The sequence below is a fragment of the Deinococcus planocerae genome, assembly GCF_002869765.1.
GTDB lineage: Bacteria > Deinococcota > Deinococci > Deinococcales > Deinococcaceae > Deinococcus > Deinococcus planocerae.
In genome coordinates this window covers 88,538-114,739 of the sequence record NZ_PNOR01000006.1, presented here as the reverse complement: position 1 = coordinate 114,739, position 26,202 = coordinate 88,538, and the positions used below count along the sequence as shown (strand labels likewise).

The window sequence follows — 26,202 nt, the reverse complement described above, 5'->3', positions numbered from 1 at the left end:
CAGTGTAGGGGCGGGCGGGGTGAGCTTTCCTTCATGGGTTCCTGACGGCGGGCGGGGGCGGCTATACTGCGCGGGTTATGCGTACGGTCACGATAGGGACGCGCGGCAGCAACCTCGCGCTCGCGCAGACCCGCTGGGTGGTCGCCCGCCTGAAGGAAGAATGGCCCGACACGGACTTCCGCATTCAGACCATCAGCACGGGCGGCGACCGCAACCGCGGCAGCCTGGAGGCGATGGCCCAGAAGGGCGACAAGGGCTTTTGGGTCAAGGAGATCGAGGAGGCCCTGCTCTCGGGCCGCGTCGACATCGCGGTCCACTCCCTCAAGGACCTCCCCACCGAGCAGCCGGAGGGCCTGGAGGTCTCGTCGATCCCCAAACGGGTGGACGCCCGCGACGTCCTGATCGGCAAGGAGGGCATGAAGCGCCTCGCCGACCTGCCCCCCGGCGCCCGCGTGGGCACGAGCAGCGTGCGCAGACGGGCCTTCTTGCACGCCTACCGCCCGGACCTGGAGGTCATCAACCTGCGGGGCAACATCGACACCCGCCTCGCCGCCATCGGCACCCCCGATTACGACGCGATCATCCTCGCGGCGGCGGGGCTGATCCGCACCGAGCAGCGTCACCGCATCGACGAGTTTCTGGAGCCGGACATCATGCTCCCCGCGCCGGGCCAGGGGGCGCTCGCCCTGGAGACCCGCGCCGACGACGACCTGAACATCGAGGTCGCCTACGCCATCCACGACCACGGCACCGACGACCGGGTGACCGCCGAGCGCGAGTTCCTGGCGGGCCTGGGGGCGGGGTGCCTCGCTCCCGTCGGCGCCCACGCGAGCGTCAAGGGCGGTGTCCTCACCCTGGAGGGCTGGGTGGGCGCGGTGGACGGCAGCAAGGTCATCCGCGCGACGACCTCGGGCGACCCGACCGAGTGCGCGGACCTGGGCGCCGAACTCGCCACCGACATGCTGGGTCAGGGGGCGCAGGACCTGATCGACTCGGTGCGGGTGTGAGGCCAGCGTTCGTCTCCCCGCGGCGGTGACGGACCCGCCCACGAAGCGGCTCGCCGCCCTGCACACGGGCGGCACCATCGCCAGCCGCCCCAGCCCGGACGGCGCGGGCGTCACGCCCCAGGCGGCGCCCGCCGTGCCGGGGCTGCCCGGCGTCGTGGTCGAGGACGTTCGGCCCTTCACCCTCCCCAGCCCGCACGTCACGCCGGGGCACATGCTGGCCCTCTCGCACCTGATCGCCGGGCTCGCCCCCGGGTACGACGGGGTGGTCGTCACCCACGGCACCGACACGCTGGAGGAGACGGCCTTCCTGCTGCACCTGACGCTCGGCGTCCAGACGCCCGTGGTCCTGACGGGGAGCATGCGCCACGCCGAGGAAGTGTCCTGGGACGGGCCCGGCAACCTCCTCGACGCCGCGCACGTCGCCCTGCACCCGGCGAGCCGGGGACGCGGCCCCCTCGTCGTCTTCGGCGGGGACCTCTTCGACGCGCGCACCGTGACGAAGGTGCACACGACCGCCGTGGACGCCTTCGGGGGGTATCCGGGGCCCATCGGGCGGATCGACCGGGCGGGGGAGACCGCCCACGTCCGTTTCTTCGCCCGGCCCGAGCCCCGGCCCACCTACGACCCGGCGGCGCTGAGTGCCCGCGTCGAGATTCTCTACGCCTACGCGGGCTGGACGGGGGAAGGGTACGGGGGGGCCGAGGACCGCGCCGACGGGCTGGTGATCGCCGCCCTGGGCACCGGGAACCTCCCCGCCGAGCTGCTGCCCCTGATCGCGCGGACGACCGCGGCAGGCAAACCCGTGGTGATCGCTACCCGGACCCACGCCGGGCCGGTGATCCCCGTCTACGGCTACCCCGGCGGTGGGGCGACCCTGGTGGCGGCGGGGGCGATTCCCGCGAGCTTTCTCAACGCGCACAAGGCCCGCCTCCTCCTGATGGTCCTGCTGAGCCTGGGAAAGACCGGGGAGGAGATTCGGCGGGTGTTCGGGGAGGGGGCGTTCTAGGACCCGGGACGGGAGGCGCCCCAGACCTCTTGCCCGGGCGCGGGCGGCGGATGCTCTAACGTACCCCCATGAGGTTTCACCTGCCCCTGCTCCTCGCCGCGCTGCTCACCCCGTCCGCCCCGGCGCAGATGACGATCACCCGGCCCCCTCCGCCCGCCGCGAGCGTCCAGCCCTCCGCCGCCCCCGCCGTGCCCTCCGATCTGCCCGCCGGGTGGCGGGTGATCAGCGGTCGGGTCCGCGCCCCCGCCGAGGTGCGGCTGCCCGCCGGAAGCACCGTGACGGTCAGCCTGGAGGACGTGACGCGCCAGGAGGGGGCCAGCCTCTCCCGGGTGCAGGCGAGCTTTCCCATCTCGCGCCTCTCGACCCCGTACCAGCTCCAGTTCAACCCCGTGCGCCTGCGTCCGGGCCGCACCTACGCCCTGACCGCCCGCGTCACCGCCCCCGACGGGCGCCTGCTCTACCGCACGACCACCCCCCAGCCGCTCCCGACGGCGCGCAACGCGGTGCAGGACGTGGCGGTGAGCGCGGTGCGGTGAGGGAAGCGCTCAGCTTTCGTAGCTGACGGCCCCTACAGATTCCACCCCCCCGCCACCTCCAGCTCCTGCCCGGTTATGTAGTCGCTCGCCCGGACGAAATACAGGGCGGCGTCCACGAGTTCGGCGACGGTGCCGACCCGTCCGGCGGGAATCTCGCGCAGGGGCTGGCTGACGGAGGTCTCGATCACGCCCGGAGAGACGACGTTCACCGAGACGCCCGTGCCCGCGAGCACCCGGGCGAGCGCGTGCGAGAGGTGGAGCACGCCCGTCTTGGCGATCACGTAGGGCACGATGCCGGGCCGGGCGACGAGGTGACGCGCGCCCGCGTACCCCAGGTTCACGATGCGCCCGAAGCCCGCCTCGCGCATGGGTCCGGCGGCCTCCTGACACGTGGCGAAAGTGGCGGTGAGGTTGGAGGCGAGCATATCGGCCCACTCGGCGTCGGTCGTCTCCAGCAGGGGGCGGTGGACGTAATTCCCGACGTTGTTCACGAGGACGGCGAGGGGTGAGCCGGGAAAGGCGGCGTGGGCCTCCCGGACGAGGGCGCGGGCCTGGGCGGGGTCCGTCAGCTCGGCTCGCGACACGGTTGCCCGGACGCCCTCCCCCTCGCAGAGCCGGGCCGTCTCCCGCGCGTCCGCCTCGCTGCCCCGGTAGTGGACGGCCACCGCGTACCCCTCGGCGGCGAGGGCCACGGCGAGCGCCCGACCGATGCCGCGCGCCGCCCCGGTGACGAGGGCCGTCCCCTTTTCCCCGCCGCCCGTCACGCCTCGCCCCGCGTGAGGGCCAGCTCGACGAGCGTGCGGGTGAAGGTGTTCAGGGGATAGCCCGTCGCCCCGGCGAGCGGGACCCAGGCCCACGCCTCGATCTCCTCGTTGGGGACGACCTCGACCTCCTGGGTGCGGGCGAAGAAGTCCACCAGAACCATGTGGGCGGGCTTGTGGAACTCGGGGCTCAGCACGGCCTCCTGGGTCTGGGCGGACCTCACGTCGCTCAGCCTCAACCCCGTCTCCTCCCGGAACTCGCGCAGGACCGCCGCCTCCAGCGTCTCGCCCCAGTCCACCTTGCCGCCCGGCACCCCCCACAGGCCGCGCCACTTCGTCGTGCGGACGAGCAGCACCCGCCCCTCCGGCCCCCACACGAGCGCTCCCACGCAGACGACTGGCCTGTCCATGAGGGGCAGGGTAAGCGGTGCGCGGGGGAAGGTCAGTGGGAAGGGGTCTGGTCTGACGTCGCCCTTCATCCGCTGACTCCCTCCCACGAACCACCTACCCCCTCCGGTACCGCAGCACCCGCCGCTCCAATGCCACCACCGCCCCGTACAGCGCCACCCCCAGGAGGATCAGCAGCACGATGGCGGCGAACTGGCGGGGCGTGTTGTAGTACGCGCGGGCCTGGTTGACGGCGAAACCCAGCCCCGGCTGGTTGCTCACGAACTCCCACACGACGGCGCCGATCAGGGCGAGCGAGAGCGCCAGCCGCAGCCCGCCGAGCATGACGGGCAGGGCGGAGGGCAGTTCGAGGCGGGTCAGCCGCTGCCAGGGGGTCGCGCGCAGGGTGGAAAAGAGTTCGTGGTCGGTGGGCCGCACCTCCCGCACCCCCACGATGGTGGCGACCATGACGGGATAGAGGGCGCTCAGGGCGCTGACGAGCACGGCGGGCACCGCCCCGAAGCCGAACCACGTGATCAGCAGCGGCGCGAGGACCACGATGGGCGTGCTCTGCGAGGCGACGACAAAGGGGCTCAGGAAGCGTTCGAGTGCGCGCGACTTGCCCAGGGGATAGCCGACCAGCGCCCCGATGAGGCTCCCGAGCAGCGCCCCGAGGAGCGCCACCCGCGCCGTCCCCCAGGTGAAGGCCAGGAACTCGCCCGGCGTCTTGGCGAACTCCGCCCACACCTGCCCGGGGCCGGGGAGGAGGAAGGGCTGGTTCAGCAGCCGCGCCCCGACCTCCCACAGCCCCAGCCCCACGAGCAGCGCGGCGGTGGGGGCGAGCCAGCCCAGGCGCACCCGGCCCTTGGGGGCCACGACGAGCCGCGTGCTGTTCCCGGCCCCCAGCAGCGCGCGCAGGTGGGCCTCGACCGGGCTCGCCGCCGGGGCGTGGGTCTTTTGCCGGGTGTCCAGAATCTCCACGATCCGCCCCGCGCGCAGCACGGCCACCCGGTCGGCGAGGGTGGCGGCCTCCCGGATGGAGTGGGTCACGAGCACCGTCGTGCGCCCGGTCTTGTCGTGGAGGTGACGCAGCTCGGCGTTGAAGCGCTCGCGCACGAGGGCGTCGAGGGCCGCGAAGGGCTCGTCGAGGAGCAGCACGTCGCCGCTCTGGGCGAGCGCGCGGGCGAGCGCCACCCGCGCCCGCATCCCGCCCGAGAGCTGCCCCGGGAAGTAGCCCGCGTAGTGATCCAGGCCGACGAGGTGCAGCGCCTCCCCCGGCTCCAGGCCACCTCCCGCCCCGAGGTCCCGCGGCAGCCGCACGTTGCGCAGGGCGGTGCGCCACGGCAGCAATCGGTCGTCCTGAAACATCAGCGCGGGGGGCGAGGCGACCTCCACCGTCCCCGCCTGGGGGCGGAGCAGCCCCGCCAGCACGCGCAGCAGGGTGCTCTTGCCCTCGCCGCTCGGGCCGATCACCGCCAGGAACTCGCCGTGCGGCACGGTCAGCGACACGTCGTCGAGGATCGTCAGGCCGCCCAGCCGCATGGTGACCCCACCCAGCCGGATGGCGACGGGCGGGGCCTGCCGGGGAGCCTCCGCGCGGCCCCGCTCATGGGTGCCGGTCACGGGGCGGGCCTCCCCCGCGTGTTCACGAGGATGACGCCCGCGACCGCGATCAATCCGCCGACCAGACTGATCAGCCCCGGCACCTCCCCCAGCCACAGCCACCCAATCAGGATGGCGAGCACCGGGCTGACGTACAGGAAGGAGGTCGTCGTGCTCGCGCCCACCCGCGCCAGGGCGAACGTCCACGTCAGGTAACCGAGCACCGACGGGAAAAGGCCGAGGTAGATCACCGCGAGGTGGGCCGGGAGGGGAGCCGCCCGGAGCCCCGCCCCGAAGCCGGGCAGGAAGGCGAGCAGGGGCAGGGTGCCCAGCAGCAGGCTCCAGACCGTGAAGTGGAGGGGGTTCATCCGCCTGAGCAGGGGCCGCTGGAACACGAAGTACAGGCTGGTGAAAAAGGCCGCCGCCAGGATCAACAGCGCCCCACGCGTGAACTCCACGCTCTCGCCGCGCCCGAGCACGATCAGCGCGACCCCGCCCAGGCTGATTCCGGTGCCCAGCCACCCCAGCGCGCCCAGCCGCTCCCCCGCGAAGCGCGTGGCGAGCAGCGCCGTGATGACTGGCCCCGCCGCCACGATCAGGCTGGCCGTCCCGGCGGGCACGCTGAGTTCGCCGATGTTCAGCAGCAGGTGGTAGAGGGTGATCCCGGCGAGGCTGAGCCCGAAAATCTGCCCGAGGTCCCGCGCGGGCGGCACGGGGATGCGCGCGACCACGGCGTACACGATCAGGGCCGCCGCCGCCACCAGGAAGCGGTAGAGCGTGAGGTGCCCCGGCGTGAACGCCTCCAGTCCGGCCCGGATACCCGCGAACGCCGACGCCCAGAACACCAGGGTGACGAGGATCGCTCCCAGCGAGAGGGCGTCGAGACGACCGATCTGCGGCGCGCGGGAGGAGACGGATCGGCTCACGCCCGCCAGCCTAGCGCGGCCAGCCGGGAGGGCGAGCGTGAGCGGGCCCTCAAGGCGGGCACATCCGCCCCGCGCCCGGCCCGGGGAGCATGGCCTTTCCAGAAGCACCCTCACGAGCACGGCCCGACCCCCCCAGGAGGTCTCCTATGGACGAACGCAACAAGGGCGCCGGTGAAACGAACGAGTCGTACATGGGCGCTGGCGACAACGCCCCCGACGCGAACACCAACCTCGACGCCTCCATGCCCGGCGGCCCGGCGACCCAGGCAGACCAGAACGCGACCGAGACCATCGAGGACCAACACCAGGGCTCGGGCCAGTCCGGCGCCCTCCCCGCGGACGGGCAGAGCGACCCCGCCCGCCAAATGGACAACAGCGGGATGGTCAACCCGACCGGAGAGGGCCGGGACGCCGACATCATCGGCGCGAGCGGCAACGACCGGAACGACAACGGCTGAGCGTCCTCACCGCCCAGGGCTCCCACCCGAAGACGCCTGTCGGGTGGGAGGGCCCTTTAATGTGACTTGGGGAAGCATTCACCGGGTCCATGAGAACACCCCCTAGACTGCCCGGAGCGGAGGAACCCTTCATGACGAATACGAACAGCGGTGAGCAGGGCAAGGGCATGGACCAGGGCCGTGTGATCAGCGGGGCGGCGGGCGGGGCCCTGATGCTGATGGGCCTGCGTCGGCGCGGCATTCTGGGCCTGGGGATGGCGGCGGTGGGCGGCTACCTCGCCTACCGCGCGGCGACCGGCAACGACCCGGTGATGGCGGCGGCGGGCCTGAGCGGCAGTGCGGCGGCGGCCAAGCCGATTTTCGTCGAGCACAGCGTGGTCGTGGACCGCCCGGCGCAGCAGGTGTACGATTACTGGCGCAAGCTCGACAACCTTCCCAGCATCATGAGCCACCTGGAAAGCGTCTCCGTCCTCGACGAGCGCCGCAGCCGCTGGGTCGCCAAGGCGCCGCTGGGCACCCACGTCGAGTGGGAGGCCGAGATCGTCAACGACAAGCCCGGCGAGCGCATCGGCTGGCACTCCTTGCCCGGCGCCACCGTGGACAACGCGGGCAGCGTTCAGTTCGAGAATCTCCCGAACGGGGGCACCCGCGTCCACGTCGCGCTCTCCTACCGCCCGCCCGCCGGGGCGCTGGGGGCCGCCGTCGCCAAGCTCTTCGGCGAGGAGCCCAGCCAGCAGATCGCCGAGGACCTCCAAAAGTTCAAGACGACCTTCGAGGGCTCGAACCCGGCGAACTGAGTCGGGAGAGGGGAGGCGGTGGCTCGCGGGCCGCCGCCTCCCCTCTTGTCAGAACGCGGGGCGGCCCCACCGGTATTCGCGCCTCAAAGCAGGGCGACCGTCGTCAAGTGTCGCCGCCGTGTCTCACCTTCGCGCCCCAGCCGCAGCTCGATGGCTGTCCCCTCCCGAGCGCAGAGGGCTTCGACGACCTCCGTCAAGTTCCGGTCTCGCAGGTCTGTTCCCCCAGCCGTCAGGACCTCATCGCCGACCTCGACTTCCTGCCGGGTGTGTTCATGGGCCGACTCGGCGACGGCCTGCACGAAGGACCGCCCCCCGGTCTGCCGAACCGTCAGGCCGAGGGCGTGGAGATCGTCCCCGCACGCGGTTCGGGCGGGCACCACGGCCAGCCGCCCGTTCCGGTAGTCCACGGTGACCCGCAGGTGGCGCAAGACGTTTCCGGCGAGCGCACCCACCACGGGGGCGGTCATCCTGGACGACATGTGCTCCTCGAAAACGCCGGTTGGCCGCGTCACGAAGCCGACCTCCGTCAGCCGAAGAGGGCCCCATCCGACCTCGGGCACCCGGACCATCCGGCACCCGGCCTCGAAGGGCGTGCCCGTGGGCTCCCGTCACAGAGCGCCACGTCGGGTGCCCGCGCTTCCAGGTTTCCAGCACCGCCTCCGAAACCATGCTGTAAGACGCCCCGGTGTCCAGCAGGAAGCCGAGCCGCTCGCCCGCGATCTCCAGTTCCACCCGCAAGAACGCCGTCTCGGGACGCACGCCGACAGGAAAAGAGGCATCTCCAGCGAGAGTGCCCGGCTGGTCGAGACGAAGCGTTCGTCCCGGGTAATCGAAAGTCACGCTCTGGGGCCTGAAGAATCTGGCGGGGAGAAACGCGGGGGCACCGAAGGCCGCCGGGGCGATCCAGTCGTGTTCCACCCCGAAGACCCGGCAGCCGTCGAGCGAGAGGGAGCGTCCCTGAACGGTCACCTCAGGCGGAGCAAGAGGGGTAAGCCAGGCCCCGTCTTCCTGAACCGGGGCACCTGTGGACGGGAGGCCCAGTTCCTCGCGCAGCCGCCGCCCCAGCAGCACCGCGCCGCCGCCCGTGTCGAGGTAGGTCCACACGCCCACACGTCCGCTCCAGCCGAAGTGGTAGTCCAACTGCACGAAAGGCCGGTTATGAACGACCTGGAGCGGGAGTTCGAGCGGGGCCACGTCATCACCCTACCCATGATGGAGGGCGCCAACCCGGCGAACTGAGGTCAACGGGAGCGGGAGCCGTCTCACTCATGGAGACGGCTCCCGTCTTCGGTTCGGGGATCAGAAACTCAGGTCGTAGTTGTTGAAGGGCGTGCCGCTCTTGACGAGCCTGCCGTCCTGAATGAGGTTCCAGCCCTGGCTGAGTCCAGTCACGCTGCCGACGAAGTTGCTGCTGGTGTAGGCGAGAATCTTGCCGTTCGATTGGGTGCGCGTCTCGCCCGAGTCGTAATTCCCGTTGCCGTTGCGGTCGGCGTAGGCGATGACCTCGTACCCGCCGTCACGGGGAGTGGCGGGCAGGCTGATCGCGTACACGCCCCGGTCGGTGGGGGTCACGGCGAACTGCTCGACGCTCTCGTTGACCGCGCCGCCGAAGGTCAGGCCGAGCAGAGCGAGCCGGATGGTGCCCTGGTTCGTGGGAGCGCCCGTGATGTCGCCCGTCACGTCCCCGTCGGGAACGCCGACCGTGCTGCAAGCGGCGATGACGAGGGGCAGCCCCAGCAGGAGAAGTTTTCGCATACGGGTCACTGTAGTCGCGCCCGTTCTGCCGAGGTGAAGGGAAGAGGCCCCACCGGGAGGGCTCTCAGCTCATCTCCCCGTCAGCTTCGGGGCGGGCCGGGGAATTCGTGCCGGAGTCTCCCTCCGATCCCGCCTCGACCACCGTCAGCGAGCGCAGGGTCGCGCCCTGGTGCCAGCCGTACTGGGGGTCTTTCAGGCCCAGCGCCCCCGCAATGGCGCGGGCGGTGGCGTGGTCGGGCTCGCCGTCGAGGCAAAAGAGCAGGAAGCGGCGCCCCCCCGGCGCGATGCGGATAAAGAGGTTGGGGTCGAGTTCGAGCTGCTGGGTGCGGCCCAGGTTCTCGGCGCGGCCCTGGGCGTAGCGCAGCGCGTCGCGGATGCGGACGGTGACGGTGGGAAAACTCACGCGCCCTCTCCTGTCCCGGCGCGCAGGCCGCCGAGCAGCATGTCGGCGTAGCCCTCCGCCACGTCGCGCGGCGAGAGGGGGCCGCCGGGGCGGTACCACGTGTAGGCCCAGTTCACGGCGGAGAGGATCAGGTTGGCGGCCATCCTCACGTCGAGGTCGGCGCGGAGGGTGCCCTCGGCGATGCCCTGCCGCACGAGGTCGCGGTAAAAGGTGTCGATGGTGTCGCGCCAGTCGGTGACGTGGCGGTACGCCCCGGGCGAGAGGTGCTTCCACTCGTGGAAGAAGACGGTGGCACTCTCCATGTTGTCGGCGACCACCCGCAGGTGGCGGTACATCGCCTCGCGCAACTTGGCCTCGGCGGACAGCGGCTCATCCCGCAGGGTGAAGAGGGCCGCGTCGAACTGCCGCGCCGCGCGGTTCACGATCTCGATGAGCAGTTCCTCCTTGCCGCTGATGTGGGCGTAGAGGCTGCCCCCCTGCATCCCCAGCTCCCCGGCGAGGTCGCGCATACTCGTCGCGTGGTAGCCGCGCTCGGAAAACAGGCGGCTCGCCACGTCGTGAATCTGCTCCCGGCGGGTGCGGGCGGGGGTGGGAGGGTCGGCGGGCAGGTCGGTCATGGACGGGGAGGAAGCGCGGGGCGCGTCTGAGGCAAGTTACCACGCGAGCAGAACGAACGTCCGTTTGGCCTGGGTGGACGCGCGGCGGGGCCCGGGTGGGAGAATGGGCCCCATGACCTCCGAACCCCTCTCCCGCACGGACGATCCGGCAGGGGTGCGCGACGCCGTGCGCGCCGTGGCCGCTTACCCCTTCACGCCCATCGACGTGCCCGTCAAGCTCGACCAGAACGAGAGCGCCTACGATTTCCCCGAGGGGCTCAAGGCCCTCGCCGCCGAGCGGATGCTCGCCCGGCCCTGGAACCGTTACCCCGACCTGCACGCGGACACCCTGCGGGAGCGCATCGCCCAGTTCGAGGGCTGGGACCCGGAGGGCGTGGTCGTCACGCCGGGCAGCAACGTCTTGATCAAGCTCCTCACCGAACTCGCGGGCATCGGGCAGACGGTGCTGACGGTCAGCCCCACCTTCAGCGTGTACACCCTAGAGGCGCAGCTTCTCGGGGCGCGGCTCGTGCAGGTGCCGCTGCGGGCCGACTTCTCGCTGCCAGTCGACGGGCTCAGGGCGGCCCTGCGCGAGAATCCCCCCGGCGTCCTGTACGTCACGCAGCCCCACGCGCCGACGGGCCACGCCGACCCTGAAGCCGCCGTGCGCGAGGTCGTGGGGGCCGCCGAGGGCTGGGTGGTCGTCCTCGACGAGGCGTACCACCAGTTCAGCGCGACGGACTACCGGGCGCTGATCCGGGAGGGCGGCAACCGCATCGGTCTGCGGACCTTCAGCAAGGCGTGGGGGCTGGCGGGCGTGCGGCTGGGCTACGCGCTCGGCACGCCGACCCTCGCCTCGCACGTCCAGAAGCTCGTCTCCGCCTTCAACGTGGGCATCCTCGCGCAGACGGCGCTGGAGGTGGCCCTCGAACACCCCGGCTACGTGGAGGAACGCGCCCGCGAGGTCGTCGCCGAGCGGGCCCGCGTGCTCGCCGCGCTGGAGGGGCACCCCGTCTGGCGGGCCCACCCGAGCCAGGCCAACTTCTTCCTGCTGCGGACGCCGAACGCGGACGCCGCGTACCGTCACCTCCTTTCGCACGGCATCGTGGTGCGCCGTCAGGACAGGTTGCCGGGTCTGCAAGGTTGCCTGCGGGTGGGGATCGGCACGCCCGCTGAGAACGACGCCCTGCTGGCGGCGGCGCGCGACTTCCGGTAGGGGCGCGGTGGGAGGCGGCTCATGCCACGCGGGGCCGGGGTCACACAGCAACTGGGGCGAGGGCGTTAGCCTTCCTCCAACCGCGTCCCGCGCACCGCCCCCTATGGACCCCTTCGCCGCGCCCCCCGACCTCCCGCCCCGCTCCCCGCTCGTGCGGGACTGCACGGCGTGTGGGGCGTGTTGCGCGGCGCCTGACATCCACGCGCTCGGCAAGCCGCTGGGCGTTTCCTGCGTCCACCTGGGGCACGACTGCCTGTGTGCCGTGTACTCGGCGCGGCCCGGAGTGTGCCGCAACTACCGGCCCGACTGGGTGTGCGGCGAGGTCGCGCCCCTGCCTACCCTGGCGGCGCGGGTGGCGCGGTTTCTCCAGATCTACGGGCTGGAGGAAGAGGCTCTGACCGCTCATCACGCGCGCTGAGCGGATGGTCGGGTCACAGCCCCACCCACCCCAGCCCGGCGCAGGCCCCGACGACGGCCCAGGCCGGAAGCCGCCCCGCCGTCAGCCCCGCGTAGGCGAGCAGAGCCAGGGCCGCCTCGCGCGGGCCGCGGGTGCCCGAGGTGAAGACGGGATCGTACAGCGCGGCGAGGAGCAGCCCCACCACGCCCGCATTCAAGCCAGCCAGGGCCGAGCGCGCGGCGGGACGGGCGGCCAGCGTGGCCCAGAAGGGGAGGGTGCCCGCCATCAGGAGCGCGCCGGGGAGGAAGACGCCGAGCGTGGCGATGACCGCCCCGGCCCAGGCCGGAAGCGCCGTCTGCGCCGCCCCGAGGTAGGTGGCGAAGGTGAAAAGCGGCCCCGGGACCGCGTTCGCCGCCCCGTACCCGGCGACGAAGGTCTCGTGGGTCAGGAAGCGGGGGACGAAGCCCGTCTCCAGCAGCGGCAGCACCACATGTCCGCCGCCGAACACGAGGGCCCCGGCCCGGAAGGTCGCGTCCGCGAGCGCCCACCCCGCCCCCAGCGGCGCGAGGAGGGGGAGGAGCAGGAGCAGCCCCCCGCAGACGAGGAGCAGCGCCGCCCCCACCCGGCGGGAGACAGTCACGCGCGGCAGGCTGCCCCCTCCCCCCGTGCCCGCCGGAAGAAAGCGCCACCCGAGCCCCGCGCACACCAGGAGCGCCGCCACCTGCGCGAACGCCCCCGGCACGAGCACGAGTGCCGCCGCCACCCCCAGCGCGAGCCCCGCCCGCAGCCGGTCCGTGACGAGGCTCCCCCACATCCCCGCCACCGCCTGCGCGACGACGGCGACCGCCGCGACCTTCAGTCCCGCGAGCCATCCCGCGTCTCCCAGGCTGCCCGCGCCCGCCACCCCCCGCGCAAAGGCGAACATCAGCAGGGCGCTCGGCAGGGTGAAGGCGGCCCAGGCGGCGAGCAGCCCTGCCCACCCCGCCCGCAGCGGCCCCAGGGCCATCCCCGTCTGGCTGCTCGCGGGCCCCGGCAGAAACTGGGCGAGCGCCACCACGTCCGCGTACCCCGCCTCGCTGACCCAGCCGCGCCGGGCCACGATCTCCGAGCGGAAGTAGCCCAGGTGCGCCACCGGCCCCCCGAAGCTCGTGAGCCCCAGCCGCAGGAACACCGTGAACACTTCAAGGGCGCGCATCGGGTCTCAGCGTAGCGGGCGGAGGTCGAGGGGGCCGTCATGCCGACGGGTGTCAACGAGGCTCCGGGGGCGCGGCAGGCGGGACCTCTCCCCACCATGGCGGGGCGCTCAAGGCTTGTCACCCTGAGCGCAGCGAAGGGACCCCTCGTTTGGGGATGCTTCGCTTGCGCTCTGCTGCGCAGCTTTACAAATCAGCATGAAAACATTTTGCACTCTGCCATAAAGGGAAAGGCCCGCCGCCGAAGCAGGAGCCCTCCCGTCCTCGCTGGCCGCCTCCCTCAGTCGTCCGCCGCCTGGCCGCCCTTTTTCGGCACGGCGGGATTCTCCACGAAGACGGTGGGGTCGAGCCGGTCCATGCCGAAGCTCTTCTCGTACTCCTGAATCTTGACGTGGAGCCTGCGCACGTCGCCCTCGACCGCGCCGTAGTCGAAGGTGTCGAAGATGGCGGTCGTCTTGAAGTTGCCGCCCTCGAAGTCCGGGACCTCGCGGGTCTTCTTGATGCCTTCCTCCAGCGCCTTGCGGCTCTCGATGCCGAGGTTGCGGAAAGCCACCTGCATCACGTCGCGGTTGAAATCGCGCGGGCCGTAGATCCCGGCGCGGTACACCGTCTCCGAGAACTCCTGCCAGTCGGGCACGAGCTGCGCGGCAGGCATCGAGAACTGCCCGATCACGTTCTTGATGGCGCCCAGCGTGCGCTCGGGGTAGTAATAGAGGTACATCCGCACGCCCTCTAGAAAGAAGTTGTAGTGCGCCGCCTCGTCCACCGCGATGGTCTGCGCGACCCGGGCGAGCACGGGGTCGGAGATGCCCGCGAGGTGCGGCTTCTCGCTCTTGCCCTGGGCAATTTTCATCATGTTCAGGTAGTTGAGCTGGGTGGCCCGCTCCTGAAACACGGTGTACACGAGGTTGTGGATCGCGTCCGGGAAGGGCAGCTCCCAGGTCTGCGACTTCAGGCGGTGCTTGTACTCGGCGATCCACTCGGGGCTGCGCTGCTCGGAGAAGAGCACGGCGTTCTCCCAGGCGTCGGCGTGCTTCTCTTCCTCGCTGCCCCAGCGGAGCTGGAAGTGGCTGCGGCCATGCGAACGCCGCACGAGGTAGAGCAGGCTGCTCGTGAAGTCGGGCGCGTACTGCTCGACCGCGAAAAAGCCCTGCATCACCGTGACGATCTCGGGCGGGAGGTTCTTGTTCATCGCCCGCCAGTCGAAGCTCTGGTCGGGGTTCCAGTTGCGCGTCTCCTGGCTGCGGGCGGTGTACCAGCGGTACAGCCCCAGGAAGCCGCGCTCGATCAGGCGGTCTTTTTCAGCGTTGCTCAGCAGCCCGGCGGGCGTGCGCGGTCGCTCGTTCAGCATGTTGGGGGGCATGATGTCAGCCATGTGGGGCCTCCTTGCCGTCCCGGACGTGCGTGCAGGGGAGGGGACGGTACGCAGACAGGCTATCCCCCCTCCCACGGCGGGGCCGTGAATGGGGACGCGGTACAAACGGGGGTGGTCTTCATCCTTCGTCGGGGTCCGACCCCTGCCCCTCTAGACTGGCGCATGACGAAAAAGACGCGGGGCCCCTTCCCCTGGCTCGTCCTGTTCGCCCTCGTCTGTGCGGCGCTGGGGCTGGCGAACCGGGCTTACGGCTGGGGCTGGGGCGGATTGCTCACTGCGGCCTTCATTCTTCTTCCCGTCATCGCCGGATGGGTCTGGGGAATGTTCAGAAAATCGGGGTGATCCCTGCCCGCCCGCTACACTCTCGCCATGAGCCTTCTCGGTCAGCCCGCGCCCGATTTCACGCTGCCCTCCACGGGCGGCGAGCCGGTGACCCTGAGCAGTTACCGTGGGCACAAGCACGTGGTGCTGGTGTTCTACCCCCTCGACTTCAGCCCGGTGTGCTCCATGCAATTGCCCGAGTATTCCGGGCGCCAGGACGACTTCGCCGAGGCGGGCGCCGTGGTCTTGGGCGTCAACCGCGACAGCGTGTACGCCCACAAGGCCTGGGCCGCCGAGTACGGCATCGAGGTGCCCCTCCTCGCCGACATGAACCTCGCGGTCGCCCGGCAGTACGGGGTGGCCATCGACGAGCGCGGCATCAGCGGGCGGGCGGTGTTCCTGATCGACAAGGCGGGCGTCGTGCGCTTCGAGCACGTCGAGGCCAAGACGAGCGAGTACACGGTCAGGCCGGAAGTCGTGCTGGGCAAGATCGCGGCGTTGACGTGACGTCGGCCTGACCGGAGGCTCCCCGACTGCGCCACTCGGCGGATGCCGTCCCGCTCCCCGGTGCTCTAGCCTGAAGGGATGCAAGGTGCGCCCGGCTCCTCCCCGCCCCCTCCCTCACCACCGCGCTTCGGGGCCGCGCGGGTGCTGCGCGAGTACCTGGGGCCGCTGCGCGGGCAGGTGGCCGCCCTCGCCGCCCTGCTGCTGACGGGCACGGGCCTGAACCTGCTGTTGCCGCAACTGCTCAGGCAGTTCGTGGACGGGGCGAAGCTGGGCGCGGGGGCCGACGTGGGCCTCCTCGCGCGGCTGGCGGGCGCCTACATCGCGCTCGGCGTGGGGGTGCAACTGCTCACGGCGGGGGCGACGTACGTGGGGGCGCAGGTGGGGTGGACGGCGACGAATAGGCTGCGCGCCGACCTGATGTGCCACCTCCTCTCGCTCGACCTGCGCGAGCACCAGGAGCGCACCCCCGGTGAGATGATCGAGCGCATCGACGGGGACGTGACGGCCCTGAGCAACTTCTTCTCGCAGTTCGCGGTGCGGGTGTTCGGCGCGGCCCTGCTCCTCGCGGGCGCCCTCGTGATGTTCTTCCTGGAGGACTGGCGGGTGGGGCTCGGCGTGGCCGTCTTCGCCGCCGTGACGCTCCTCGCCCTGAACCGCACCCGGCGCGCGGGGGTGGAACCCACCCGGCTGGAGCGCGAGAGCAGCGCGCGGCTCTTCGGTTACGTGGAGGAGCGGCTGGCGGGTCTGGAGGACGTGCGCGCCCTCGGGGCGGGCGAGCACCACCTGCGCGGTTTCCTGCGGGTGCAGCGCGAGTTCTTCGGACGCAGCACGTGGTCGTGGCGGCGCCGCAGCATTGTGTGGCAGGTCAGCATGGCCCTCTTCGCCGTCGGGTACGTGGGAGTGCTTGCCGCGGCGGTGGGCCTGTACGCGGCGGGGGCGATCACGCTGGGCACGGCCTTTCTCCTCTACCAGTACATGAGCATGGTGGAAGAACCCATCGACCAGCTCACCCAGCAGCTTCAGGACCTGCAAAAGGCGGGGGCCAGCCTCGTGCGCGTGGGCGAATTGCTGGGGCTCCAGTCCGCCCTGCCGGAGGGACCGCGTGATCTCCCGTCCGGCCCCCTCGACCTGACCTTCGAGGACGTGACCTTCAGCTACGTGCCGGGGGACCCCGCCGTCCGCCCCGTTTTGCAGGGCGTGAGCTTCCACCTCCCCGCCGGGCAGACCCTCGGCCTGCTGGGGCGCACCGGAAGCGGCAAGACGAGCCTCACGCGGCTGGTCTCGCGCCTGTTCGACCCGACCGCCGGGCAGGTGCGCCTCGGCGGCCTCGACACCCGCGAGGTGCGGCTGGAGAGCTTGCGAACGCGCGTCGCCGTCGTCACCCAGGACGTGCAGCTCTTCCAGGCCAGCGTGCGCGACAACCTCAGCTTCTTCGACCCGGGGGTGCCCGACGAGCGGGTGGAGGCCGCCCTGCGCGAGGTGGGGCTGGGAGAGTGGCTCGCCCGCCTCCCCGAGGGCGTCCGCACGCCCCTGCCCACCGGGAGCCTCAGCGCGGGGCAGGCCCAGCTCCTCGCCTTCGCGCGGGTGATGCTGCGCGACCCCGCCGTGATCATCCTCGACGAGCCGAGCAGCCGCCTCGACCCCGCCACGGAGACCCAGCTCACCCAGGCGATGACCCGGCTGCTGAGCGGGCGCACCGCCATCGTGATCGCGCACCGCCTGGAGACGGTTGCCCGCGCCGACCGCATCCTCGTCCTGGGGGAGGGCCGGGTGCTGGAGGACGGCCCCCGCGCCCTGCTGGCCCGCGACCCCGGGAGCCACTACGCGGGGCTGCTGCGGGCGGGGCTGGAGGGAGCCGGGGCCGAGGTGACGGGGGAAGGGGTGCTGGTGTGAGGGGGCGGTCAGTGGGAAGTGGGGCGTGGTCCGTGGAGGAGACCGCTCCTGCTCCCGCCCTCGCTCCCCGGCTTTTCCCACCCACCATGGACCACGCCCCACTCACCGCCCCCGGAGCCTCCCATGACCACCTCCCCGCCCCCCGCCGCCCAGGACCGCACGCTCGCCCTCTCCGGGCGCCTTTTCGCCTACCGCCCGTGGCTCTTCGCGGTCAACCTCCTGCTGTGGACGCTGGTGCGGATCACGCCCGCCCTGCTCACGGTGGCGGTGAGCGACGTGTTCCGGCAGTTGGAGGAGGCCGAGCGGCTGCGGGTGGGCGGGGAAGGCATCAACACGGCCCTGGCGGCGGCGTGGGTGGCGGTCGGGTGGTTCGCGTTCGTGCGGGTCAGCCGCTTCGGCATCTTCTACGGGGGGTTCCGGGTCTGGATCGAGCTGTGGTACACGCTCGACGCGCTCGTGCGGCGCAACCTGCTCGCGTATCTGCTCACCGCGCGGGGCTCGCGCCGCCTGCCCGACACGCCCGCCGAGGCGGTCAGCCGCTTCCGCGACGACGTGGACGACGTGGCCGCCTACACCGAGGTCTGGGTGGACGGGGTGGGCTTCGTCGCCTACTCGGTGATCGCCGCCTTGCTGATGAGCCGGGTGGACCCCCTCATCACCGCGCTCGTGTGCGCGCCCTTGCTCCTGATGGTCGTGTTCGTGCAGCGCCTCTCGCCCGTCATCCGCGCCTACCGCCGCCGCCTGCGCGAGGCGACCGCCCGGGTGACCGACTTCATCGGCGAGACGTTCGGGGCCGTCTCGGCGGTCAAGCTCGCCGCCCGCGAGGGGGGCATGGTCGCGCACCTCGCCGCGCTGGGAGAGGTCCGCCGCCGCGCCGCCCTGCGCGACGTGCTCCTCACCGAGCTGATCCGGGGCGTGAACACCAACATGGTGAACGTGGCGGTCGGGCTGGTGCTCCTCCTCGGCGCGAGCCGGGTGCGCGGCGGCGCGATGGACGTGGCCGACTTCGTGCTCTTCATCGGCCTGCTGCCGCGCCTGACCGGAAGCATGGGCTTTTTCGGCGACGCCATCGCCCGCCACCGCCGTACCGGGGTCAGCTACGACCGCATGGAGCGCCTCTTGCAGGACGCGCCCCCCGGCACCCCCGTCGCCCACCACCCCACCTTCCTCCACGAGGACCCGCCCGCCCCCCTCCCTGCCCCCCGGCCCCTCCCCCTGCGTGAGCTGCGCATCGAAGGCTTGACCGCCCACCACGCCAGCGGTCTGGGCGTGACCGACGTGAGCTTCACCGTGCGCCGGGGCGAGTTCGTGGTCGTCACCGGGCGCATCGGCAGCGGGAAGACGACCCTGCTGCGGGCCCTCCTGGGCCTGATCCCCATTGATGAGGGCCGCCTCCTCTGGAACGGGGAGGAGGTGCCCGACCCCGCCACCTTCCTCGTGCCGCCCCGCGCGGCGTACACGTCGCAACTGCCCGGCCTCTTCTCCGAGACCCTGCGCGAGAACGTGCTGACGGGCGCAGGCGAGGAACGGCTGGGGCGAGCCGTGCGGCTGGCCGTTCTCGAACCCGACCTCGCGGGGCTCCCGGGGGGGCTCAACACCCAGGTCGGGGCGCGCGGGGTCAAGCTCTCGGGCGGGCAGGTGCAGCGCACGGCGGTCGCCCGGATGCTCGCCCAACACGCCGACCTCCTCGTGTTCGACGACGTGTCGAGTGCGCTCGACGCCCGCACGGAAGCCCTGCTGTGGGAGGGCCTCTTCCGCGAGGAGGGCACGACCTGCCTCGTCGTCTCCCACCGCCGCGCCGCCCTGACCCGCGCCGACCGCATCCTGATCCTGGAGGGCGGGCGCCTGACGGGCGAGGGGACCCTCCCCGAACTGCTGGAGCGCAGCGCGGAGATGCGGGCGCTGTGGGCGGAGGAGGCGTGAGGATTCTTCAGGTCAGGGGTCGCCCCGTCTCCCCCAGGTCTTCGAGGAAGAAGGCGATGTCCGTCTCGTACTCCTCCGGGTTCGGGGTGTCCGGCACACTCTTCACGTAGAACTCAGCCGTCACCCCCGTGATGCTGAGCCCACGCCGCAGCGCCTCTTCCACCACCGCGGCGTACGCGGCGCCCGTCTTGTCGTAGGGACCCACGAACCGCCCCACGAAGACGAGCCCGCCCCCGAACGTCTTCACCTCTATTCGTCCAGCGGGTTGCACGTCCCCTGCGACGGGCAGGCACACCTCGACCGAGCTTCCTTCGCCCCGGTCGTCGTTGTGGTGGACGAAGAAGCTGGGAGCGTCGGGCCGGTAACCCCGGGCCTTGGTGTACATCATCAGTTCCCGCAACGCCTCGGGGATGACCTCGTAGTGGGGTGGCTGGAGACGGGTGCGGACGGTGAGGGTTTGCCGGGGGGAAAGCTGCTCGGTGCGGTAGTCCATAGGGTTCTCCTGGAGAAAGGGGCGCAGGTGCAGCAGGGACCGCTGGCGGTTCTCGATCTCGGCGCTCAGGCGTTGCTCGTGACGAAGAAAGACCTCCCTCGCGCGGTCTGGCCGGTCGATCAGGCGTTGAATCTCGTCGAGGGGCAGCCCCAATTCACGCCAGCGGCGGACCCGGACGGCCAGGTCAACCTGGGTGACGCCGTAGTACCGGTAGCCGGTGAGTTCGTCCGTGGCCTCGGGACACAGCAGGCCGATCTCGTCGTAGTACCGCAGGGTTCTTGGGGAGAGGCCCGTCAGGACGGCGAACCGGGAGATGATCAGGCGACCTCGCATCACGGCACGCTAGGCGTTCCGGCAGCGGGAAGGTCAAGCCCCCACCAGGCTGCCGAGCGGCACTCCACACGCACGAGGCGGCAACGACCTCGTTGAAACGCGCCCTGAGCCCCCTACCCCCGCCCCCGCAGGTACTCCTGAAGCCAGAAGTAGCTGTCCTTCGGCGTTCGGGTCAGCGTCTCGAAATCCACGTGGACGAGGCCGAAGCGCTGGCTGTACCCCTCCGCCCACTCGAAGTTGTCGAGCAGGCTCCACGCGAAGTACCCGCGCACGTCCGCCCCCCGGGTCATCGCCTCCCACACGGCCTCCAGGTGAGCCTCGTGGTAGCGGATGCGGGCCTCGTCGCGCACGCGTCCCCGCTCGTCTACCCGGTCGGGGGAGGAGCAGCCGCTCTCGGTGACGTACAGGGGCGGGCAGGTGTCGCCGTACCGCTCCTTGAGTCCAGTGAGCGCCTGGGTCAACCCCTCGGGCACGACGGACCAGCCGAAGCCCGTCTTCTCGCGCCCTGGCACGCTCCCCGTGTGTCCCCCGAACGGCGAGAAGAGGTCGGCGCGCACCCAGTCGGGCTGGTAGTAGTTCACACCCAGGAAGTCGAGAGGCTCGCGGATGAGATCGAGGTCGCCGGGCCGCACCGCCTCCAGCGCCCCGGGCACGCGCTCGGACAGCAGTTCGGTGACCTCTGCCGGGTACTCGCCCCTGAGCAGCGGGTCGGTAAAGAGCCAGTTGCGCCACGCGTCCATCCGCGCCGCCGCCCGCCCGTCCGCCTCCCGGTCGCTGGCGGGCCAGGCGGGGGCGTAGTTGTTGGCGATTCCTACCCGCCGCGCCCCCGCCTCGCGCAGCGCCCGCACCGCCAGCCCGTGCCCGAGGAGTTGGTGGTGCGCCACCGGAAACCCGGCGAGCCCCAGCCGCTTCCCCGGCGCGTGGTTCCCGAAGATGTGCCCCAGCAGGAACACGACGACGGGCTCGTTCAGCGTCATGAAACCCGCCACCCGGTCGGCCAGCCGCTCCCCGATCAGGAAGGCGTACTCCTCGAAGCGGTGGGCCGTGTCGCGACTTCTCCAGCCGCCCGCGTCCTCCAGCGCCTGCGGCAGGTCCCAGTGGAAGAGGGTCGCCCACGGCTGGATGCCCACCCCCAGCAGCTCGTCCACCAGCCGGTCGTAGAAGGCGAGGCCCGCCTCGTTCGCCCGCCCGCGGCCCTCGGGTTGGATGCGCGGCCACGCGACGCTGAAGCGGTAGGCCGAGAGCCCGAGGTCCCGCATCAGCGCCACGTCCTCCTGGTAACGGTGGTAGTGGTCGCAGGCCACGTCCCCGGTGTCGCCGCCCTTCACGTGCCCCCAGGTGTGGGAGAAGGTGTCCCAGATGCTCGCGCCGCGCCCGCCCTCGCGCACCGCCCCCTCGATCTGGTAGGCCGCCGTCGCCGCGCCCCACAGGAAGTCCGCCGGAAGATGGGTCATGGGCGCATTGTGACGGGGGAGTAAGCGTCAGGAAAGATTCGATTCTTTCCGGGCATAGCCCCAGACCGCTTCCCTCGCTATGGGCTGTGGAGTCTCTATCCGAGCCAGTTGGATTTCTACCGCCACATGCGGGGCGAAGTCACCCAGGATGTGGCCTTCCACGTCGTTCATGTCTTCGCGCAGGCTCTTGCCGGGTGAGCCGTCGTGAATACACACCACCTGAATCTTTCGCCCGTCCAACACAAAGCCTACGCGGCGGATTTCCGGCGTGATGACACCGAGCAAAGCACGGACGAGAGCGGCAAGAACGGTTTCCCTCGCCAACTCACCTCCGGGTGGGGCATCCATGTTCCCCTACGCCTCCCGCTGCCCCGTCACCCAGTACCTCACCCGCTCGGCCACGTTCTCCATGTGGTCGCCGACGCGCTCGAGGGAGCGGCCCACCCGCATCAGGGTCAGGGCCTTGGAGATATTGCGGGGGTCTTCGAGCATGTAGGTGACGAGTTCGCGCTGAATCTGCTCGTACAGCTCGTCCACTTCGTCGTCCATCTCAATGGTGGCCTCGGCGCGGGTCACGTCGCGGTCGGCGATGGCGGTGCGCAGGTTCTGGCTCATCTCGCCGAGCCGTTCGAGCATCCGCGCGAGGTTGATGTAGCGCTTCAGGGGCGGGGCCTGGGCGAGGTCGGCCCCGTCGGCGGCGACGTGGACCACGTAATCGCCCATGCGCTCGATGTCGCTGAGGCTCTTAAGGATCAACGCGACAAGCCGCAGGTCGCGGGCGACGGGCTGGTGCAGGGCGATGATCCGCAGGCACTCGGCCTCGATCCTCTCCTCCTGCGCGTCCACCTCGCGGTCGAGGGCCCGGACCTCCTCCAGCCGCGCGGTCTGGGCGTGGATCAGCACGTCCCCGGCGATGGGCAGCATCCGCTCGACGGTGCCGAGCATGTTCAGGGCGCCGTTCAGGACGGCTCGCAGATCGGTTTCCAGGGCGTCACGCATGGGGGCTCCTGTCAGGAACGTACCACTCCCGGTGGGGCGGGCGGGTCATGGAACGGTGACGCCCCCGCCCCGGGCCCCGGGCCCGTTGGAAATCCTCGTGTCTGAGGGGGACATGGGACGAACCGGACGGCTTTTCATGGAGGCACCCGCCCGGCTTCGGTATCCCCCTCTCAACAACACCGCTCGGCTTTAATCGCACGTTTGTCTGGGCTTCAGAGAGCGTTATTTTCAACCCTTCACCTTAACTTTCTCAGGCAAGGTGAAGTTGCATTTCGCACAATGGCCGCGAAGTCAAGTCGTACCCCACAAGGAGAAGAACATGCCACACCTTCATCGTCTGTCCGACATTTCCAACAGCTACCGCGAGGACTTCCAGGACGCGGGAATGTACAACCCCGTGGGCGCGACCGCCTACGCCGGCGGACGCCAGATCGGCACCATCCGCGACGTGCTCGTCGACGACGACTACGGCAAGATCCGTTACCTGCTCGTCGATGACGACAACGGCAGCCTCAACGGCGCGCTGATCGTGCCCATCGGCTACGCGCGGATCGAGAACGACGGCGTGTACTTCGACAGCATGAGCGCAGGCCAGCTCTCCTCGCTGCACCGCTACGACGAGAACGAGGAGTACGTCTTCGACGTCGAGGAGAGCGACGAGCGGGTGCTGCGCGGCGCGAACACCGCGATGGGGACCACGACCTCGACGACCACCACGACCGCCGTGACGGGCACCACGATGGGTGACGCGGCGATGGGCACCGCGGCCACGGGTGCGGCGGGCGCTTCTTACGACCGCGAGGCCCGGGACCGGATGTTCAAGACGCCCGACCGCCTCCAGCTTCTGGAAGAGCGCCTGACGGTCAACAAGGAAAAGTACCGCGCGGGGAGCGTGCAGATCGGCAAGCGGGTGGAGACCCACCAGGAGACCGTGAGCGTGCCGGTGCAGCGCGAGGAAGTGATCATCGAGCGTCACCCCGTGAGCAACCCGCAGCCGGTGCAGGGTGACGTGCTCTCGGCGGGCGAGACGCAGACCGTGCGGGTGGACCTGGAGGCCGAGCGCGCCCAGGTCAGCAAGCAGGCCTTCGTGACCGAAGAGGTCGAGGTTGGCAAGCGCGTCGTGACCGAGCAACAGACGGTCACCGATACGGTGGGCCGCGAGGTGCTGGAGGTCAACCAGACGGGCGACGTGCGGGTGACGGGCGACGACGACGACCTGCGGAACAACCGCAAGTAAGCCCGACCCTCCCCATCCGAGCCCGACGACTTCCCCTCGATTGCCCCTGCCGGAGGACTGAATGACCCCCAATATGCGTAACCTGATTCTCGCCCTGGCCCTCGTCTCCACTCCGGTGATGGCGACGGCGCAGACAGACGCGGCCACCAACGACACGACGACGACCGATACGACCGCCACGGGTACCACGGGCACGGACACCGGCGTCCAGAACGACAACATCACCACCCAGACCGAGAGCGACGGCACCGCCGGGAACGAGGTCCAGGGGACCGATACCACCGGCACGGATACAGGCGTCCAGAACGACAACGTCACCACCCAGACCGAGAGCGACGGCACCGCTGGGAACGAGGTCCAGGGGACCGACGCCACCGGCACGGATACTACCGCTACGGACACGGCGACGACGGGAACCGACACCACGACCACCGATACCACCGGTACGGACGCGACTGCAACCGACACCGCGACCACCGACACGACCGGCACGGACACGGCGACGACGGGGACGGACGCCACGACCACCGGTACGGACGCGACGACCACCGACACGACGGGTACCGACACCACGACGACCGACACGACGGGTACGGACACGACGGCGACCGATGCGGCGACGGCGGGTGCGGCCACGACGACCGAGACCACGACCACCACGAACAACAACCGTGGCTTCCCGTGGGGGCTGCTCGGCTTGATCGGCCTCGCGGGGCTGGCGGGCCGGGGCGGCGGGCAGCGCACCGAGGTCCGGTTGGGTGGACCGACCGACGGGCCGCGCCGCTGAGGCACAGTTCAAGGAGAGGAGGGGGGAGCACCGGAGGCTCCTCCCTTCTTCTTGTGTCCGAAGTGTTCCCCGGGCCGACCTACCCGAGTCCCGCCACCCCCGGCAGGGTGAAACAAAAGGCGTTGTGCTCAGAGCGGCGCTCGGTCCACACCTGCCCGCCCCAGCCGTGAACGATGCTGCGCACGATGTACAGGCCCATGCCGCTGCCCTGGCCGGTGGCGTGCCTGCCCCGGGTGTGTGCGCGGAAAAGGGCCTCGGTGTCCTCCAGGGGCGGGCCGTGGTCGAGGACGGCGAGCTCCACCCAGGCGCCCTGCCGCAGGGTCTGCACCTCGACGGGACCGCCCGGCGGGCCGTACCTCAGGGCGTTCTCGATCAGGTTGAGAAGTACCTGAAGCAGCTTGTCGGGGTCGGCGCGCACGAGGTGGCTCTCGCCGAAACTGAGGCGCGTGCCCCGGGCGCTCACCTCGGGGGTGAGCAACCGCTCGGCGCGGGCGAAGGCCTCCGCGAGCGGCAGGGTGCGGGCGCGGGTGGGCCGAAAACCCACCGCGAGGTCCTCCACGAGGCGGGCGAGCCGCTCGACCTCCTGAAGACCCTGGCGCACGAAGCTCTGGGCGAGTTCGGGGGGCATGTCATACTCCAGCGCCTCCAGCACGCCCCTCAGCCCGGTGACGGGCGTGCGGAACTCGTGCGAGAGCACGGCGGTCGCCTCCCGCAGCTCGGCCTCGCGGCGGCGCAGCTCGGTCACGTCCTCCACGATGAGGGCGCCCTCCCCGCCCTCTTCCGGAGGCACGGCGGTGCAGCGCAGGGTCCGCCCGCTCGCCTCCAGCTCCAGCTCGCCGCCGCGACCGGCGAGTGCTTCCAGGGTGTGCCGCCGCACGACCTCCAGCAGGGGACGGCCCGCCGCGCGCTCCCGGGACACGCCCCACAGCCGAACGGCGGCGGCATTCACCCAGCTCACCGTGACGGCGTGCGGGTCCGCCTCGCCGGGGCGAAAGAGCAGCACGGCCTGAGGCAGGGCGTCCATCCAGGCGCCGAGGCGGGGGGTGGGCCCGGCGGTCATACGCCCGCCTCCGTCCAGGGCCGCATCCGGTAGCCCTTGCCGCGCACGGTCTCCAGGAAACGGGGGCGAGCCGGGTCGTCTCCCAGGTGGGCGCGCAGTTGGGTGACGTGCTGGTCCACCGTGCGCTCGCCCCCCAGGAAGTCGGCCCCCCACACCCGGTCGAGGAGTTCGGCGCGCGAGTACACCCGGCCCGTGTTGCGGGTCAGGAAGGCGAGAAGGTCGAACTCGCGGCGGGTGAGGTGCAGCCGCTCCCCGCCCAGCCGCGCGTCGGCGGCCCCCAGGTCCAGGCCGAGCGGCCCGTTGCTGAGGACCTGGGGCGCGTCGGGCAGCGAGCGGCGCAGCAACGCCCGCACCCGCGCTACGAGTTCGGCGGAGCTGAAGGGCTTGGTCAGGTAATCGTCCGCGCCCGATTCGAGCCCCTCGACCCGCTCCGCCTCCGCCGCGCGGGCGGTGAGCATCAGCACCGGGAGGCGCCTGCGCTCGGGGTCGGCGCGCAAGCGGCGCAGCAGCCCGAGGCCGCTCTCGCCCGGCAGCATCCAGTCGAGCACCAAGGCGTCGGCCCCGGAGAGAGCCTCCTCCGCCGCGCGCACCGTGTCGAAGGCACTCACCCGCAGCCCGGCGCGTTCCAGGTGAAAGCGCACCACCTCCCGCACGGTGCCCTCGTCCTCGATCACGACCACATGGCTCATGGCCCTCATTGTGGGGCGCGAGGTCAGGCGGATGTCAGGGCAGGCGGTCAGCGGCCAGCTTCCAGTCGCCAGCCAGGACTCCCGCGCCGGT

30 protein-coding genes are annotated in these 26,202 nt (G+C 71.2%); 14 read left to right on the top strand and 16 right to left on the bottom strand.

The window, feature by feature from the left end; translation table 11 throughout:
- The first annotated feature begins 77 nt into the window (after positions 1–77).
- The 3 genes from hemC (at position 78) to A7B18_RS05060 (ending at position 2,549) form a co-directional block, all read left to right on the top strand.
- Entirely contained in the window at positions 78–1,007 is a 930-nt protein-coding gene (hemC, locus tag A7B18_RS05070) for a hydroxymethylbilane synthase (protein WP_102125598.1), read from the top strand.
- Between the two features lie 25 nt (positions 1,008–1,032).
- Positions 1,033–2,013, top strand: coding sequence for an asparaginase (locus tag A7B18_RS05065; protein ID WP_102125597.1), 981 nt, complete (start codon positions 1,033–1,035; stop codon positions 2,011–2,013).
- A gap of 68 nt (positions 2,014–2,081) precedes the next feature.
- Positions 2,082–2,549 carry a YbaY family lipoprotein gene (locus A7B18_RS05060; protein ID WP_102125596.1) on the top strand — a complete coding sequence of 156 codons (468 nt, stop codon included), beginning with the start codon at positions 2,082–2,084 and terminating at the stop codon, positions 2,547–2,549.
- A 32-nt stretch (positions 2,550–2,581) separates the two neighbouring features.
- Here the strand turns inward: A7B18_RS05060 and tmpR are convergent, their stop codons facing one another.
- From tmpR to A7B18_RS05040, 4 genes are all read right to left on the bottom strand, one after another.
- Positions 2,582–3,313: a bifunctional dihydropteridine reductase/dihydrofolate reductase TmpR gene (gene tmpR, locus A7B18_RS05055; protein ID WP_102125595.1), complete on the bottom strand. Its 732-nt coding sequence runs from the start codon at positions 3,311–3,313 to the stop codon at positions 2,582–2,584.
- Positions 3,310–3,720, bottom strand: a complete 411-nt coding sequence (locus A7B18_RS05050; RefSeq protein WP_102125644.1) for an NUDIX domain-containing protein — start codon at positions 3,718–3,720, stop codon at positions 3,310–3,312. Before A7B18_RS05050 ends, tmpR begins: the two co-directional genes overlap by 4 nt.
- Before the next feature lie 94 nt (positions 3,721–3,814).
- Positions 3,815–5,239, bottom strand: a complete 1,425-nt coding sequence (locus tag A7B18_RS05045) for an ABC transporter permease subunit (protein ID WP_102125643.1) — start codon at positions 5,237–5,239, stop codon at positions 3,815–3,817.
- Between the two features lie 77 nt (positions 5,240–5,316).
- A complete protein-coding gene (locus A7B18_RS05040; protein WP_102125594.1) occupies positions 5,317–6,225 on the bottom strand; it encodes a DMT family transporter in 909 nt (302 codons plus the stop codon).
- A gap of 146 nt (positions 6,226–6,371) precedes the next feature.
- On the opposite strand from A7B18_RS05040, the gene A7B18_RS05035 reads away from it, so the two are divergent.
- Both A7B18_RS05035 and A7B18_RS05030 read left to right on the top strand, forming a co-directional pair.
- A complete protein-coding gene (locus A7B18_RS05035; protein ID WP_102125593.1) occupies positions 6,372–6,683 on the top strand; it encodes a hypothetical protein in 312 nt (103 codons plus the stop codon).
- A 131-nt stretch (positions 6,684–6,814) separates the two neighbouring features.
- Positions 6,815–7,480 (top strand): SRPBCC family protein, encoded by a 666-nt coding sequence (locus tag A7B18_RS05030; RefSeq protein ID WP_102125592.1) that lies wholly within the window; start codon positions 6,815–6,817, stop codon positions 7,478–7,480.
- Between the two features lie 83 nt (positions 7,481–7,563).
- On the opposite strand, the gene A7B18_RS05025 is transcribed toward A7B18_RS05030, so the two are convergent.
- Positions 7,564–7,947, bottom strand: coding sequence for a PDZ domain-containing protein (locus A7B18_RS05025; protein WP_146009461.1), 384 nt, complete (start codon positions 7,945–7,947; stop codon positions 7,564–7,566).
- 442 nt (positions 7,948–8,389) lie between these two features.
- Between A7B18_RS05025 and A7B18_RS21270 the strand changes: the two genes are divergently transcribed.
- Entirely contained in the window at positions 8,390–8,719 is a 330-nt protein-coding gene (locus tag A7B18_RS21270) for a hypothetical protein (protein WP_146009460.1), read from the top strand.
- Between the two features lie 60 nt (positions 8,720–8,779).
- Here A7B18_RS21270 and A7B18_RS05020 read toward each other — a convergent pair whose 3' ends face one another.
- The 3 genes from A7B18_RS05020 to A7B18_RS05010 form a co-directional block, all read right to left on the bottom strand.
- Complete coding sequence (locus A7B18_RS05020; RefSeq protein WP_102125590.1) at positions 8,780–9,235, bottom strand: hypothetical protein; 456 nt, start codon at positions 9,233–9,235, stop codon at positions 8,780–8,782.
- A 64-nt stretch (positions 9,236–9,299) separates the two neighbouring features.
- Positions 9,300–9,638: a hypothetical protein gene (locus A7B18_RS05015; protein WP_102125589.1), complete on the bottom strand. Its 339-nt coding sequence runs from the start codon at positions 9,636–9,638 to the stop codon at positions 9,300–9,302.
- Entirely contained in the window at positions 9,635–10,255 is a 621-nt protein-coding gene (locus A7B18_RS05010; RefSeq protein WP_102125588.1) for a TetR/AcrR family transcriptional regulator, read from the bottom strand. Before A7B18_RS05010 ends, A7B18_RS05015 begins: the two co-directional genes overlap by 4 nt.
- 112 nt (positions 10,256–10,367) lie before the next feature.
- Between A7B18_RS05010 and A7B18_RS05005 the strand changes: the two genes are divergently transcribed.
- Complete coding sequence (locus tag A7B18_RS05005; protein ID WP_102125587.1) at positions 10,368–11,450, top strand: pyridoxal phosphate-dependent aminotransferase; 1,083 nt, start codon at positions 10,368–10,370, stop codon at positions 11,448–11,450.
- A 103-nt stretch (positions 11,451–11,553) separates the two neighbouring features.
- Positions 11,554–11,868, top strand: a complete 315-nt coding sequence (locus A7B18_RS05000) for a YkgJ family cysteine cluster protein (RefSeq protein WP_102125586.1) — start codon at positions 11,554–11,556, stop codon at positions 11,866–11,868.
- 13 nt (positions 11,869–11,881) lie between these two features.
- Here A7B18_RS05000 and chrA read toward each other — a convergent pair whose 3' ends face one another.
- Entirely contained in the window at positions 11,882–13,042 is a 1,161-nt protein-coding gene (gene chrA / locus A7B18_RS04995; RefSeq protein ID WP_102125585.1) for a chromate efflux transporter, read from the bottom strand.
- A gap of 278 nt (positions 13,043–13,320) precedes the next feature.
- Positions 13,321–14,415 (bottom strand): acyl-ACP desaturase, encoded by a 1,095-nt coding sequence (locus A7B18_RS04990; RefSeq protein ID WP_102125584.1) that lies wholly within the window; start codon positions 14,413–14,415, stop codon positions 13,321–13,323.
- 162 nt (positions 14,416–14,577) lie between these two features.
- Between A7B18_RS04990 and A7B18_RS04985 the strand changes: the two genes are divergently transcribed.
- The 4 genes from A7B18_RS04985 to A7B18_RS04970 all read left to right on the top strand — a co-directional run bounded on the left by A7B18_RS04985 (position 14,578) and on the right by A7B18_RS04970 (position 19,059).
- A complete protein-coding gene (locus tag A7B18_RS04985; protein ID WP_102125583.1) occupies positions 14,578–14,757 on the top strand; it encodes a hypothetical protein in 180 nt (59 codons plus the stop codon).
- Between the two features lie 27 nt (positions 14,758–14,784).
- Positions 14,785–15,243, top strand: coding sequence for a peroxiredoxin (locus A7B18_RS04980; protein ID WP_102125582.1), 459 nt, complete (start codon positions 14,785–14,787; stop codon positions 15,241–15,243).
- A 78-nt stretch (positions 15,244–15,321) separates the two neighbouring features.
- Positions 15,322–17,136, top strand: a complete 1,815-nt coding sequence (locus tag A7B18_RS04975) for an ABC transporter ATP-binding protein (protein ID WP_102125581.1) — start codon at positions 15,322–15,324, stop codon at positions 17,134–17,136.
- 123 nt (positions 17,137–17,259) lie between these two features.
- Positions 17,260–19,059, top strand: coding sequence for an ABC transporter ATP-binding protein (locus A7B18_RS04970; RefSeq protein WP_102125580.1), 1,800 nt, complete (start codon positions 17,260–17,262; stop codon positions 19,057–19,059).
- 7 nt (positions 19,060–19,066) lie between these two features.
- Here A7B18_RS04970 and A7B18_RS04965 read toward each other — a convergent pair whose 3' ends face one another.
- The 4 genes from A7B18_RS04965 to phoU form a co-directional block, all read right to left on the bottom strand.
- Complete coding sequence (locus A7B18_RS04965) at positions 19,067–19,885, bottom strand: MerR family transcriptional regulator (protein ID WP_102125579.1); 819 nt, start codon at positions 19,883–19,885, stop codon at positions 19,067–19,069.
- 113 nt (positions 19,886–19,998) lie between these two features.
- Positions 19,999–21,339, bottom strand: coding sequence for a GH1 family beta-glucosidase (locus A7B18_RS04960; RefSeq protein ID WP_102125578.1), 1,341 nt, complete (start codon positions 21,337–21,339; stop codon positions 19,999–20,001).
- Positions 21,340–21,366: 27 nt separating this feature from the next.
- A complete protein-coding gene (locus tag A7B18_RS21265) occupies positions 21,367–21,663 on the bottom strand; it encodes a MafI2 family immunity protein (protein ID WP_180970022.1) in 297 nt (98 codons plus the stop codon).
- A gap of 30 nt (positions 21,664–21,693) precedes the next feature.
- Entirely contained in the window at positions 21,694–22,338 is a 645-nt protein-coding gene (gene phoU / locus A7B18_RS04955; RefSeq protein ID WP_102125577.1) for a phosphate signaling complex protein PhoU, read from the bottom strand.
- Positions 22,339–22,657: 319 nt separating this feature from the next.
- On the opposite strand from phoU, the gene A7B18_RS04950 reads away from it, so the two are divergent.
- Complete coding sequence (locus A7B18_RS04950) at positions 22,658–23,575, top strand: PRC and DUF2382 domain-containing protein (RefSeq protein ID WP_102125576.1); 918 nt, start codon at positions 22,658–22,660, stop codon at positions 23,573–23,575.
- Between the two features lie 61 nt (positions 23,576–23,636).
- Positions 23,637–24,362: a hypothetical protein gene (locus A7B18_RS04945; protein WP_102125575.1), complete on the top strand. Its 726-nt coding sequence runs from the start codon at positions 23,637–23,639 to the stop codon at positions 24,360–24,362.
- A gap of 79 nt (positions 24,363–24,441) precedes the next feature.
- Here A7B18_RS04945 and A7B18_RS04940 read toward each other — a convergent pair whose 3' ends face one another.
- A complete protein-coding gene (locus A7B18_RS04940; RefSeq protein WP_102125574.1) occupies positions 24,442–25,422 on the bottom strand; it encodes a sensor histidine kinase in 981 nt (326 codons plus the stop codon).
- Positions 25,419–26,111, bottom strand: coding sequence for a response regulator transcription factor (locus A7B18_RS04935; RefSeq protein ID WP_102125573.1), 693 nt, complete (start codon positions 26,109–26,111; stop codon positions 25,419–25,421). The genes A7B18_RS04940 and A7B18_RS04935 overlap by 4 nt, the downstream gene beginning before the upstream one ends.
- Positions 26,112–26,202: the final 91 nt, after the last annotated feature.

Bases quoted from the DNA above. Each gene is read 5' to 3' on its own strand.
- A7B18_RS05030 (WP_102125592.1), top strand. From the start codon at position 6,815: ATGACGAATACGAACAGCGGTGAGCAGGGCAAGGGCATGGACCAGGGC.
- A7B18_RS05010 (WP_102125588.1), bottom strand. From the start codon at position 10,255: ATGACCGACCTGCCCGCCGACCCTCCCACCCCCGCCCGCACCCGCCGG.
- A7B18_RS05050 (WP_102125644.1), bottom strand. From the start codon at position 3,720: ATGGACAGGCCAGTCGTCTGCGTGGGAGCGCTCGTGTGGGGGCCGGAG.
- phoU (WP_102125577.1), bottom strand. From the start codon at position 22,338: ATGCGTGACGCCCTGGAAACCGATCTGCGAGCCGTCCTGAACGGCGCC.
- A7B18_RS05045 (WP_102125643.1), bottom strand. From the start codon at position 5,239: ATGCGGCTGGGCGGCCTGACGATCCTCGACGACGTGTCGCTGACCGTG.
- A7B18_RS04980 (WP_102125582.1), top strand. From the start codon at position 14,785: ATGAGCCTTCTCGGTCAGCCCGCGCCCGATTTCACGCTGCCCTCCACG.
- A7B18_RS05000 (WP_102125586.1), top strand. From the start codon at position 11,554: ATGGACCCCTTCGCCGCGCCCCCCGACCTCCCGCCCCGCTCCCCGCTC.
- A7B18_RS05060 (WP_102125596.1), top strand. From the start codon at position 2,082: ATGAGGTTTCACCTGCCCCTGCTCCTCGCCGCGCTGCTCACCCCGTCC.
- A7B18_RS04965 (WP_102125579.1), bottom strand. From the start codon at position 19,885: ATGCGAGGTCGCCTGATCATCTCCCGGTTCGCCGTCCTGACGGGCCTC.
- A7B18_RS05005 (WP_102125587.1), top strand. From the start codon at position 10,368: ATGACCTCCGAACCCCTCTCCCGCACGGACGATCCGGCAGGGGTGCGC.
- A7B18_RS05020 (WP_102125590.1), bottom strand. From the start codon at position 9,235: ATGCGAAAACTTCTCCTGCTGGGGCTGCCCCTCGTCATCGCCGCTTGC.
- A7B18_RS04945 (WP_102125575.1), top strand. From the start codon at position 23,637: ATGACCCCCAATATGCGTAACCTGATTCTCGCCCTGGCCCTCGTCTCC.
- A7B18_RS05035 (WP_102125593.1), top strand. From the start codon at position 6,372: ATGGACGAACGCAACAAGGGCGCCGGTGAAACGAACGAGTCGTACATG.
- A7B18_RS04935 (WP_102125573.1), bottom strand. From the start codon at position 26,111: ATGAGCCATGTGGTCGTGATCGAGGACGAGGGCACCGTGCGGGAGGTG.
- hemC (WP_102125598.1), top strand. From the start codon at position 78: ATGCGTACGGTCACGATAGGGACGCGCGGCAGCAACCTCGCGCTCGCG.
- A7B18_RS05025 (WP_146009461.1), bottom strand. From the start codon at position 7,947: ATGACCGCCCCCGTGGTGGGTGCGCTCGCCGGAAACGTCTTGCGCCAC.
- A7B18_RS04960 (WP_102125578.1), bottom strand. From the start codon at position 21,339: ATGACCCATCTTCCGGCGGACTTCCTGTGGGGCGCGGCGACGGCGGCC.
- A7B18_RS04950 (WP_102125576.1), top strand. From the start codon at position 22,658: ATGCCACACCTTCATCGTCTGTCCGACATTTCCAACAGCTACCGCGAG.
- A7B18_RS04985 (WP_102125583.1), top strand. From the start codon at position 14,578: ATGACGAAAAAGACGCGGGGCCCCTTCCCCTGGCTCGTCCTGTTCGCC.
- A7B18_RS04970 (WP_102125580.1), top strand. From the start codon at position 17,260: ATGACCACCTCCCCGCCCCCCGCCGCCCAGGACCGCACGCTCGCCCTC.
- A7B18_RS04940 (WP_102125574.1), bottom strand. From the start codon at position 25,422: ATGACCGCCGGGCCCACCCCCCGCCTCGGCGCCTGGATGGACGCCCTG.
- A7B18_RS04975 (WP_102125581.1), top strand. From the start codon at position 15,322: ATGCAAGGTGCGCCCGGCTCCTCCCCGCCCCCTCCCTCACCACCGCGC.
- chrA (WP_102125585.1), bottom strand. From the start codon at position 13,042: ATGCGCGCCCTTGAAGTGTTCACGGTGTTCCTGCGGCTGGGGCTCACG.
- A7B18_RS04990 (WP_102125584.1), bottom strand. From the start codon at position 14,415: ATGGCTGACATCATGCCCCCCAACATGCTGAACGAGCGACCGCGCACG.